Raw genomic sequence first — 13,675 nt, 5'->3', positions numbered from 1 at the left:
ATTTTTACAGTTTATTTCTTTCCATTTATATATTTATATATAAATAACCGGCTTTTTCCTGTTGCTTATTATCTTGATCTTTATACTTGAAGATATAATAGTAAGTTCCTACAGGTAACGCCTCCTTTTTATTAACCGTTACTCTACCTTCTGATATACCAATAAACGCCTTATCTTCATTATTGTAACCGTTTCTTTCAAATACCAAAACACCCCAACGATTATATATTTCTACTGTATTCTCAGGATAACATTCTATTCCATCAATTCTTAATATGTCATTATTACCATCACCATTTGGTGATACAGCATTGAATATTTTTATAGAACAGGCTGGTTCAACAATTGGTTCATCCTCTAATATGGTAATTACAGTATTGGAGTTACTTTCTACTAAAACTAATTGAGGAGTCAATCCGGTAACAATAGCCTGATTAGTAACTTTTCCAAAATTAATATCCAATTGTGTTATTGTGTAAACTGCTGAATAAGCAGTAATATTAATTTCTGTTAAACCTAAGGATGCAATAGCACTTCCTGTAATTACCAAACCTGGTAAAGAATCACTGACAGTTACATTATTTAGAACAGTGTTTCCAGTGTTAGTGATTGTAAAAGTATAACTTATAGTCTCACCTACCTGAGCAAATCCATCCCCATTTTCATCCTTAAATACTCCCGCTTTTAATACGCTTAAATTCGGAGAATCATCATTATCCACTACCGTTCCTGTGGCACTTACTGCTCCATTGTAGATCGTGAAGGTTTCATCCAACTCGTCAATGATATCTTGAGTCGTTGGTACACTTACTGTTCCTGTGATGGCGCCTGCTTGTACAATCACTGTTACATCCGTTGTCGTGTAATCTAAATCACCTGCTGTTCCATTGGTGAATGTGAAGGTATACGTCGTAGCTACTGCACTTGGGTTGCTCAATGTAAAGTTGAATACCACTGGGCTTCCTTCTGTGGCACTTGCTGATGCGATTCCGGTTACTATCGGTGCATTGTCATTATCCATTATCGTTCCTGTGCCACTTACCGATCCATTGTTGATCGTGAAGGTTTCATCCAACTCGTCAATGGTATCTTGAGTCGTTGGTACACTTACTGTTCCTGTGGTTGCGCCTGCTGGTACAATCACTGTTACATCCGTTGTCGTGTAATCTGAAGTACCCGCTGTTCCATTGGTCAACGTGAAAGTATAGGTCGTAGCTACTGCGCTTGGGTTGCTCAATGCAAAGTCAAACACTACTGCTGCTCCTTCTGTCGCGCTTGCTGGTGTGATTCCAGTTACTGTTGGTGCATTGTCATTGTCCACTATCGTTCCTGTAGCACTTACTGCTCCATTGTTGATTGTGAACGTTTCATCTGCTTCATCAATAGCATCTTGAGTTGTTGGTACACTTACTGTTCCGGTGGTTGCCCCTGCTGGTACGATTACCGTTACATCCGTTGTGGTGTAATCTGAAGTACCCGCTGTTCCATTGGTCAACGTGAAGGTATAAGTCGTAGCTACTGCACTTGGGTTGCTCAATGCAAAGTCAAACACTACTGCTGCTCCTTCTGTCGCGCTTGCTGGTGTGATTCCGCTTACTGTTGGTGCATCGTCATTATCCACTATCGTTCCTGTAGCACTTACTGCTCCATTGTTGATGGTGAAAGTCTCATCTGCTTCGTCAATAGTATCTTGAGTCGTTGGTACACTTACTGTTCCGGTGGTTGCCCCTGCTGGTACGGTTACCGTTACATCCGTTGTCGTGTAATCTGAAGTACCCGCTGTTCCATTGGTCAACGTGAAGGTATACGTCGTAGCTACTGCACTTGGGTTGCTCAATGCAAAATCAAACACTACTGCTGCTCCTTCTGTCGCGCTTGCTGGTGTGATTCCGGTCACTGTTGGTGCATCGTCATTGTCCACTATCGTTCCTGTTGCACTTACTGCTCCATTGTTGATTGTGAAAGTCTCATCTGCTTCGTCAATAGTATCTTGAGTCGTTGGTACGCTTACTGTTCCGGTGGTTGCCCCTGCTGGTACGGTTACCGTTACATCTGTTGTCGTGTAATCTGAAGTACCCGCTGTTCCATTGGTCAACGTGAAAGTATAGGTCGTAGCTACTGCGCTTGGGTTGCTCAATGCAAAGTCAAACACTACTGCTGCTCCTTCTGTCGCGCTTGCTGGTGTGATTCCAGTAACTGTTGGTGCATTGTCATTGTCTGTAATAGTTCCCGTTGCCGTATCGGTTGTGGACCCTACTGTTCCTGTAGTACTTGTGATTCCTACCGTGAAGGTTTCTGTAGATTCTGCAATCGGGTCCTCTGTTGTTGCTACTGTTGCTGTAGCCGTGGTAGCGCCCGCTAAGAATGTTACTACTACTGGTGTAGTGGTGTAATCTCCGTTAGCTGTGCTTACATTGGTAAAGCCTAAAGTAACCGTGATGTCTGTCGCTGATGGGTTACTCAAGCTCACTGGGAAACTCAAGATGCCGCCTTCTGCTATAATCGCATCTCCAATAGTAACTGTTGGTGCATTGTCATTGTCTGTAATAGTTCCCGTTGCCGTATCGGTTGTGGACCCTACTGTTCCTGTAGTACTTGTGATTCCTACCGTGAAGGTTTCTGTAGATTCTGCAATCGGGTCCTCTGTTGTTGCTACTGTTGCTGTAGCCGTGGTAGCGCCCGCTAAGAATGTTACTACTACTGGTGTAGTGGTGTAATCTCCGTTAGCTGTGCTTACATTGGTAAAGCCTAAAGTAACCGTGATGTCTGTCGCTGATGGGTTACTCAAGCTCACTGGGAAACTCAAGATGCCGCCTTCTGCTATAATCGCATCTCCAATAGTAACTGTTGGTGCATTGTCATTGTCTGTAATAGTTCCCGTTGCCGTATCGGTTGTGGACCCTACTGTTCCTGTAGTACTTGTGATTCCTACCGTGAAGGTTTCTGTAGATTCTGCAATCGGGTCCTCTGTTGTTGCTACTGTTGCTGTAGCCGTGGTAGCGCCCGCTAAGAATGTTACTACTACTGGTGTAGTGGTGTAATCTCCGTTAGCTGTGCTTACATTGGTAAAGCCTAAAGTAACCGTGATGTCTGTCGCTGATGGGTTACTCAAGCTCACTGGGAAACTCAAGATGCCGCCTTCTGCTATAATCGCATCTCCAATAGTAACTGTTGGTGCATTGTCATTGTCTGTAATAGTTCCCGTTGCCGTATCGGTTGTGGACCCTACTGTTCCTGTAGTACTTGTGATTCCTACCGTGAAGGTTTCTGTAGATTCTGCAATCGGGTCCTCTGTTGTTGCTACTGTTGCTGTAGCCGTGGTAGCGCCCGCTAAGAATGTTACTACTACTGGTGTAGTGGTGTAATCTCCGTTAGCTGTGCTTACATTGGTAAAGCCTAAAGTAACCGTGATGTCTGTCGCTGATGGGTTACTCAAGCTCACTGGGAAACTCAAGATGCCGCCTTCTGCTATAATCGCATCTCCAATAGTAACTGTTGGTGCATTGTCATTGTCTGTAATAGTTCCCGTTGCCGTATCGGTTGTGGACCCTACTGTTCCTGTAGTACTTGTGATTCCTACCGTGAAGGTTTCTGTAGATTCTGCAATCGGGTCCTCTGTTGTTGCTACTGTTGCTGTAGCCGTGGTAGCGCCCGCTAAGAATGTTACTACTACTGGTGTAGTGGTGTAATCTCCGTTAGCTGTGCTTACATTGGTAAAGCCTAAAGTAACCGTGATGTCTGTCGCTGATGGGTTACTCAAGCTCACTGGGAAACTCAAGATGCCGCCTTCTGCTATAATCGCATCTCCAATAGTAACTGTTGGTGCATTGTCATTGTCTGTAATAGTTCCCGTTGCCGTATCGGTTGTGGACCCTACTGTTCCTGTAGTACTTGTGATTCCTACCGTGAAGGTTTCTGTAGATTCTGCAATCGGGTCCTCTGTTGTTGCTACTGTTGCTGTAGCCGTGGTAGCGCCCGCTAAGAATGTTACTACTACTGGTGTAGTGGTGTAATCTCCGTTAGCTGTGCTTACATTGGTAAAGCCTAAAGTAACCGTGATGTCTGTCGCTGATGGGTTACTCAAGCTCACTGGGAAACTCAAGATGCCGCCTTCTGCTATAATCGCATCTCCAATAGTAACTGTTGGTGCATTGTCATTGTCTGTAATAGTTCCCGTTGCCGTATCGGTTGTGGACCCTACTGTTCCTGTAGTACTTGTGATTCCTACCGTGAAGGTTTCTGTAGATTCTGCAATCGGGTCCTCTGTTGTTGCTACTGTTGCTGTAGCCGTGGTAGCGCCCGCTAAGAATGTTACTACTACTGGTGTAGTGGTGTAATCTCCGTTAGCTGTGCTTACATTGGTAAAGCCTAAAGTAACCGTGATGTCTGTCGCTGATGGGTTACTCAAGCTCACTGGGAAACTCAAGATGCCGCCTTCTGCTATAATCGCATCTCCAATAGTAACTGTTGGTGCATTGTCATTGTCTGTAATAGTTCCCGTTGCCGTATCGGTTGTGGACCCTACTGTTCCTGTAGTACTTGTGATTCCTACCGTGAAGGTTTCTGTAGATTCTGCAATCGGGTCCTCTGTTGTTGCTACTGTTGCTGTAGCCGTGGTAGCGCCCGCTAAGAATGTTACTACTACTGGTGTAGTGGTGTAATCTCCGTTAGCTGTGCTTACATTGGTAAAGCCTAAAGTAACCGTGATGTCTGTCGCTGATGGGTTACTCAAGCTCACTGGGAAACTCAAGATGCCGCCTTCTGCTATAATCGCATCTCCAATAGTAACTGTTGGTGCATTGTCATTGTCTGTAATAGTTCCCGTTGCCGTATCGGTTGTGGACCCTACTGTTCCTGTAGTACTTGTGATTCCTACCGTGAAGGTTTCTGTAGATTCTGCAATCGGGTCCTCTGTTGTTGCTACTGTTGCTGTAGCCGTGGTAGCGCCCGCTAAGAATGTTACTACTACTGGTGTAGTGGTGTAATCTCCGTTAGCTGTGCTTACATTGGTAAAGCCTAAAGTAACCGTGATGTCTGTCGCTGATGGGTTACTCAAGCTCACTGGGAAACTCAAGATGCCGCCTTCTGCTATAATCGCATCTCCAATAGTAACTGTTGGTGCATTGTCATTGTCTGTAATAGTTCCCGTTGCCGTATCGGTTGTGGACCCTACTGTTCCTGTAGTACTTGTGATTCCTACCGTGAAGGTTTCTGTAGATTCTGCAATCGGGTCCTCTGTTGTTGCTACTGTTGCTGTAGCCGTGGTAGCGCCCGCTAAGAATGTTACTACTACTGGTGTAGTGGTGTAATCTCCGTTAGCTGTGCTTACATTGGTAAAGCCTAAAGTAACCGTGATGTCTGTCGCTGATGGGTTACTCAAGCTCACTGGGAAACTCAAGATGCCGCCTTCTGCTATAATCGCATCTCCAATAGTAACTGTTGGTGCATTGTCATTGTCTGTAATAGTTCCCGTTGCCGTATCGGTTGTGGACCCTACTGTTCCTGTAGTACTTGTGATTCCTACCGTGAAGGTTTCTGTAGATTCTGCAATCGGGTCCTCTGTTGTTGCTACTGTTGCTGTAGCCGTGGTAGCGCCCGCTAAGAATGTTACTACTACTGGTGTAGTGGTGTAATCTCCGTTAGCTGTGCTTACATTGGTAAAGCCTAAAGTAACCGTGATGTCTGTCGCTGATGGGTTACTCAAGCTCACTGGGAAACTCAAGATGCCGCCTTCTGCTATAATCGCATCTCCAATAGTAACTGTTGGTGCATTGTCATTGTCTGTAATAGTTCCCGTTGCCGTATCGGTTGTGGACCCTACTGTTCCTGTAGTACTTGTGATTCCTACCGTGAAGGTTTCTGTAGATTCTGCAATCGGGTCCTCTGTTGTTGCTACTGTTGCTGTAGCCGTGGTAGCGCCCGCTAAGAATGTTACTACTACTGGTGTAGTGGTGTAATCTCCGTTAGCTGTGCTTACATTGGTAAAGCCTAAAGTAACCGTGATGTCTGTCGCTGATGGGTTACTCAAGCTCACTGGGAAACTCAAGATGCCGCCTTCTGCTATAATCGCATCTCCAATAGTAACTGTTGGTGCATTGTCATTGTCTGTAATAGTTCCCGTTGCCGTATCGGTTGTGGACCCTACTGTTCCTGTAGTACTTGTGATTCCTACCGTGAAGGTTTCTGTAGATTCTGCAATCGGGTCCTCTGTTGTTGCTACTGTTGCTGTAGCCGTGGTAGCGCCCGCTAAGAATGTTACTACTACTGGTGTAGTGGTGTAATCTCCGTTAGCTGTGCTTACATTGGTAAAGCCTAAAGTAACCGTGATGTCTGTCGCTGATGGGTTACTCAAGCTCACTGGGAAACTCAAGATGCCGCCTTCTGCTATAATCGCATCTCCAATAGTAACTGTTGGTGCATTGTCATTGTCTGTAATAGTTCCCGTTGCCGTATCGGTTGTGGACCCTACTGTTCCTGTAGTACTTGTGATTCCTACCGTGAAGGTTTCTGTAGATTCTGCAATCGGGTCCTCTGTTGTTGCTACTGTTGCTGTAGCCGTGGTAGCGCCCGCTAAGAATGTTACTACTACTGGTGTAGTGGTGTAATCTCCGTTAGCTGTGCTTACATTGGTAAAGCCTAAAGTAACCGTGATGTCTGTCGCTGATGGGTTACTCAAGCTCACTGGGAAACTCAAGATGCCGCCTTCTGCTATAATCGCATCTCCAATAGTAACTGTTGGTGCATTGTCATTGTCTGTAATAGTTCCCGTTGCCGTATCGGTTGTGGACCCTACTGTTCCTGTAGTACTTGTGATTCCTACCGTGAAGGTTTCTGTAGATTCTGCAATCGGGTCCTCTGTTGTTGCTACTGTTGCTGTAGCCGTGGTAGCGCCCGCTAAGAATGTTACTACTACTGGTGTAGTGGTGTAATCTCCGTTAGCTGTGCTTACATTGGTAAAGCCTAAAGTAACCGTGATGTCTGTCGCTGATGGGTTACTCAAGCTCACTGGGAAACTCAAGATGCCGCCTTCTGCTATAATCGCATCTCCAATAGTAACTGTTGGTGCATTGTCATTGTCTGTAATAGTTCCCGTTGCCGTATCGGTTGTGGACCCTACTGTTCCTGTAGTACTTGTGATTCCTACCGTGAAGGTTTCTGTAGATTCTGCAATCGGGTCCTCTGTTGTTGCTACTGTTGCTGTAGCCGTGGTAGCGCCCGCTAAGAATGTTACTACTACTGGTGTAGTGGTGTAATCTCCGTTAGCTGTGCTTACATTGGTAAAGCCTAAAGTAACCGTGATGTCTGTCGCTGATGGGTTACTCAAGCTCACTGGGAAACTCAAGATGCCGCCTTCTGCTATAATCGCATCTCCAATAGTAACTGTTGGTGCATTGTCATTGTCTGTAATAGTTCCCGTTGCCGTATCGGTTGTGGACCCTACTGTTCCTGTAGTACTTGTGATTCCTACCGTGAAGGTTTCTGTAGATTCTGCAATCGGGTCCTCTGTTGTTGCTACTGTTGCTGTAGCCGTGGTAGCGCCCGCTAAGAATGTTACTACTACTGGTGTAGTGGTGTAATCTCCGTTAGCTGTGCTTACATTGGTAAAGCCTAAAGTAACCGTGATGTCTGTCGCTGATGGGTTACTCAAGCTCACTGGGAAACTCAAGATGCCGCCTTCTGCTATAATCGCATCTCCAATAGTAACTGTTGGTGCATTGTCATTGTCTGTAATAGTTCCCGTTGCCGTATCGGTTGTGGACCCTACTGTTCCTGTAGTACTTGTGATTCCTACCGTGAAGGTTTCTGTAGATTCTGCAATCGGGTCCTCTGTTGTTGCTACTGTTGCTGTAGCCGTGGTAGCGCCCGCTAAGAATGTTACTACTACTGGTGTAGTGGTGTAATCTCCGTTAGCTGTGCTTACATTGGTAAAGCCTAAAGTAACCGTGATGTCTGTCGCTGATGGGTTACTCAAGCTCACTGGGAAACTCAAGATGCCGCCTTCTGCTATAATCGCATCTCCAATAGTAACTGTTGGTGCATTGTCATTGTCTGTAATAGTTACAGTAGCAGTTTGCGTCCCTAATTCTGAAGCACAACCACCTGTAACATTACTAATATCAACAATAACATTTTCAGAACCTTCATTGATATTATCATCTATTGGTGTAATAGCAACAGTACCTGAAGTTGAGCCTGCAGGAATAGTAATAGTAGTTGAACTAGCTGAATAATCAGATGCATTTGTCGCAGTTCCAGAATATGTTAAAGTAACAATCGTATTACTTATAGTTGCTGTAGATAATGTTGCAGTAAGGATTACATTACCCCCTGAATTTTCAACAATTGAAGTAGTCCCAGTTAAAGTTACTGTTGGAGAATATACATTTACTGTTACTGGTTTTATATCAAAACATCCTGCTGCTGTGGTTCCTTTTATGTAGTAGGTGCCTGCTGTAGCGGCTGTTGGTGTTCCATACGCTGTTGTTGCTGTTGAATTGGTCCAATATGTATATGTTAAACTAGCCGTGCTTCCTGAGGTAACCGCTGCTGAAGTAAGATCAACCGTTGATGGTGAACATACTGCTGTTGGATTAGTAATCGTTACCGTTGGTGTTGGGTTTATCGTTACTACTACTGGTTTTATATCAAAACATCCTTCTGCTGTGGTTCCTTTTATGTAGTAGGTGCCTGCTGTAGCGGCTGTTGGTGTTCCATACGCTGTTGTTGCTGTTGAATTGGTCCAATATGTATATGTTAAACTAGCCGTGCTTCCTGAGGTAACCGCTGCTGAAGTAAGATCAACCGTTGATGGTGAACATACTGCTGTTGGATTAGTAATCGTTACCGTTGGTGTTTGATTTCTTGTAATCGTAAGATCCGCAGTTGAAGCGGTACAATTTCCATTGCTGATGGTCCAACGGAATACATTGGCTCCATAACCTAAAGCCGTTACGCCTGATGTTGCTGAACTTGGCGTGGTGATTGTTCCTGAACCACTAACCAAAGTCCATAATCCTGTTCCAACTGTAGCCGCATTACCCGAAAGGCTTGCTGTGGCTGTTTCACATAGTATTTGATTCGCTCCTACTGTAGCAACTGTTGGTGTTTGATTTCTTGTAATCGTAAGATCCGCAGTTGAAGCGGTACAATTTCCATTGCTGATGGTCCAACGGAATACATTGGCTCCATAACCTAAAGCCGTTACGCCTGATGTTGCTGAACTTGGCGTGGTGATTGTTCCTGAACCACTAACCAAAGTCCATAATCCTGTTCCAACTGTAGCCGCATTACCCGAAAGGCTTGCTGTGGCTGTTTCACATAGTATTTGATTCGCTCCTACTGTAGCAACTGTTGGTGTTTGATTTCTTGTAATCGTAAGATCCGCAGTTGAAGCGGTACAATTTCCATTGCTGATGGTCCAACGGAATACATTGGCTCCATAACCTAAAGCCGTTACGCCTGATGTTGCTGAACTTGGCGTGGTGATTGTTCCTGAACCACTAACCAAAGTCCATAATCCTGTTCCAACTGTAGCCGCATTACCCGAAAGGCTTGCTGTGGCTGTTTCACATAGTATTTGATTCGCTCCTACTGTAGCAACTGTTGGTGTTTGATTTCTTGTAATCGTAAGATCCGCAGTTGAAGCGGTACAATTTCCATTGCTGATGGTCCAACGGAATACATTGGCTCCATAACCTAAAGCCGTTACGCCTGATGTTGCTGAACTTGGCGTGGTGATTGTTCCTGAACCACTAACCAAAGTCCATAATCCTGTTCCAACTGTAGCCGCATTACCCGAAAGGCTTGCTGTGGCTGTTTCACATAGTATTTGATTCGCTCCTACTGTAGCAACTGTTGGTGTTTGATTTCTTGTAATCGTAAGATCCGCAGTTGAAGCGGTACAATTTCCATTGCTGATGGTCCAACGGAATACATTGGCTCCATAACCTAAAGCCGTTACGCCTGATGTTGCTGAACTTGGCGTGGTGATTGTTCCTGAACCACTAACCAAAGTCCATAATCCTGTTCCAACTGTAGCCGCATTACCCGAAAGGCTTGCTGTGGCTGTTTCACATAGTATTTGATTCGCTCCTACTGTAGCAACTGTTGGTGTTTGATTTCTTGTAATCGTAAGATCCGCAGTTGAAGCGGTACAATTTCCATTGCTGATGGTCCAACGGAATACATTGGCTCCATAACCTAAAGCCGTTACGCCTGATGTTGCTGAACTTGGCGTGGTGATTGTTCCTGAACCACTAACCAAAGTCCATAATCCTGTTCCAACTGTAGCCGCATTACCCGAAAGGCTTGCTGTGGCTGTTTCACATAGTATTTGATTCGCTCCTACTGTAGCAACTGTTGGTGTTTGATTTCTTGTAATCGTAAGATCCGCAGTTGAAGCGGTACAATTTCCATTGCTGATGGTCCAACGGAATACATTGGCTCCATAACCTAAAGCCGTTACGCCTGATGTTGCTGAACTTGGCGTGGTGATTGTTCCTGAACCACTAACCAAAGTCCATAATCCTGTTCCAACTGAAGCCGCATTACCCGAAAGGCTTGCTGTGGCTGTTTCACATAGTATTTGATTCGCTCCTACTGTAGCAACTGTTGGTAATGAATTAATAGTTAAAACTACTTTGGTACGTGTCAAACTTGAACAAGTACCGTTTGAAGCTTGTGCATAATAGATTTTTGTACCAACACCAACTTGAGTTGGATTCGCTACTACATTACCAGCAGTTGCAGCATCATACCAAGTGATAGTACCACCAGTAGCTGTAGCAACCAAGGTTTGTGTTGTAGTTCCATCGGTGCAAATAGATTGATCATTTGCTATTGGAGCATTTGGATTTGCATTAAATGTAATAATCACATCATCAAAAGTTGATGTACAAGACGCGTTTGAAATTGTCCATCGTAATGTATAGGTAGTTCCTACTGTTCCCGTAAAATCTGTTTTTCGGTCTGTATCTAACACAAAAGATCCGCCAGTTCCAGTAACTATTGTCCATTTTCCAGTTGCTGACGCAGTAGGATTGTTACCATCAAGCTGAACTGTACCCACGCCACACGCCAAAGACCTATCAGCCCCTGCATTCACTGCTGGCGGAGTACTACTAATAGGTGTTGTAACAGCTGAAGCAGTATTATTAGTAGCATTACTATCCGGTTGTGAAGCTACTATTGTAGCTGTATTAGTATAAGATCCACTAGATTTTACTTTAGCAGTAACTTTCAACGTAACGATATCTGAGTTATTCAAATCCCCTATGCTCCAAATACCAGTTGCTGAGTTATAGGATCCGATAGAAGCATTCGAACTTACAAAATCATAACCTGCCGGTAGTAAGTCATTCACAGAAACTCCTGTAGCATTATTAGGTCCTAAATCTGTAACCTTGATTGTGAACTCTACGTTTGAACCTACGCAAGGTGATGAAGAATCAACTGTTTTTGTAATACCCAGATCTGTACATAAAGTAACCGTAACCGGCTTTGATTGTATTAAAGATCCACAAGACAAAGTAGATGCAACAGAATAAGATCCTGTTCTTGTAGCAGTATAAACATTCGAAGTTGCCCCAGAAATAAGTACTCCATTTAAATACCATTGGTAAGGAGCAAAACCTACTGGAGTTGTTAACGTAGCGGAATTATTTGTACATCCACCTCCTGAAATATAAGATACGGTAGGATCTTCTGGTTGTTGCGCAAAATTTGAGAAAAAACCAGCCATTGAAAAACCCCCATCTTGTTGGACTATGGCAACCGTTAATTTAGCAGTGCTGGATAATGAGATGACATTTGGACTACTAATTTGAGTACCAGTAAAATTTATCAAATACCAACCTGTTGTTCCTATTTGAAAACGAGTTGTACCAAGAGTTTCTAAATTCGTTTCAACACCAGTAACTTTAACATTTACAACTGCAGCGGCATCTTTTAAAAGTATGTACCCAAAGTATAGTAAAGGACTATTATTATAAGCAGTGAATCTTTGGGTTTCAATAAAGTTGGATCCTGCACAGGGAGAAACAGGCGCAATTACCGAAATATCCACCTCACAGGATTGAGCCGTCCCTGAATAAACTGCCACATTGTTCGTTGCTGAAATCCTTGATACTGAAAAATTAGTACTAGAAATCCCATTGACAAATGTGTAAAAATCACCAGCGTTACCTAATGTTACATTAGTTGTTCCTGCTGATATCCCTGTAGTTGAATACCTTTCTATTGTTAAAACCGTATTGGGTTTTGTAGCTACAACAGTAGTTTGTTCAGCAATGTTATTTCCAATCCCTCTTTGTATAAAATATTCTGACCCTAAAACAGATATGGGTGGTATTTGATCAAAAGTTCCGTCTCCACAACCACCTGGAGCATCTAGCCGGGCATTTGTATTCATTACTGATGGCTTAGAGGACTCAACTAAAGATCCTATTGCAGCATTAAACAAGTAACTTTGACCCTTAGCTAGTGTTGTCAGTACAGCCCCATTCAATTTTACCGAAGTATTATCACTGATAGCCATAATGCTATAAACTGGCACTTCTGCACCAGCAATCGCACCATCCCTATAGTATCCTACGCGAAACTCCACCCCAATACCTGCATCCCCAAAACTGGTTAGCGAAGCATTACCTTTGATATTTGCATCTGAACCTTCTGAACCCAAATTATCAGAAGCAACATTTCTCAAATTCACAGAAGTGGGGCCAGAACTTGTAATTATCAACCCCGCTGCATTAAGTACCGTATTCAAAGAATGAACTGCTAATGCACTCGGCAATCCTGTAAATCTATAAACAGCAGGGCTTCCTTTTATAGCCGTTAAATTTGCTACGATAGCGCCATTACTTTTAGCTAATTCAATATTTACTGTACTTGTCGAATTTGTAGCAATAACTATTTCATTAGCCTTACTAAAATATTGCCATGGCGCTGGAGCAACATAGTGTTTAGTAAAAAATTGCGCATTAGTACTCTGAACTGCAATTATTAAAAATAATACAAAAAAGAAATTCTTTACAGAGGTAAAATTTATCATGTATATTTGGGTATTAGGATAATAGTATTATTTATATTTTACTTACGAAAAAAAATATTATTTAGTTTTTTAATCTGTCTAATTTATTGGACAACTTAAAAGCACTAAATTCTTTTGTGGATAAATATTGATGGTTTGGCAATAAGTAAAAATAGTCACGGCTAATTCGTTAGAGAATTTATGAAAAGTTTGTATGGAGTACAAATAAAACAAAGTTATAGTATCAAAAAATTTGTTTAAAATAAAGGTAAAATAAGACACTGTAAAAGAGATAATAAAAGTAAAGTTCTCCATATATTGAATTTTATATTTTAAATCTGTTTTGTAAACTTAATTATCACTTACAATAATCAATCGTTAAGGATTACAAAAAAAAATCCAAAATCAATGTTTAATTACACAATACCCTGCAAATGTAGGTATTTATATAATTACTAGTGATAACTCCAAAAAAAAAAGACTAAATAAGAGCTTTATTCGACAAAATGTATTATTTATTCGTTATAAAACACCATTTTAAAGCCACAAATTGCTAATTGAAGTAAAAATATAGGACGATTTATTAACTTACAAGCTATTAATCCCCTATAAAAACAAAAAAACTGACTCTTTATCACTAAGTAG

Annotated in this window: 1 protein-coding gene; it reads right to left on the bottom strand. The window is 42.8% G+C overall.

The annotated features are described in order from the left end of the window. Positions 1-25: 25 nt before the first annotated feature. On the bottom strand, positions 26-13,051 hold the full coding sequence (locus G7A72_RS14735) for a Calx-beta domain-containing protein (protein ID WP_165153011.1): 13,026 nt from the start codon (positions 13,049-13,051) through the stop codon (positions 26-28). Positions 13,052-13,675: the final 624 nt, after the last annotated feature.

This window comes from Flavobacterium sp. Sr18 (assembly GCF_011064265.1).
GTDB classification, from domain to species: domain Bacteria; phylum Bacteroidota; class Bacteroidia; order Flavobacteriales; family Flavobacteriaceae; genus Flavobacterium; species Flavobacterium petrolei.
This window is presented reverse-complemented; position numbering and strand designations above follow the sequence as displayed.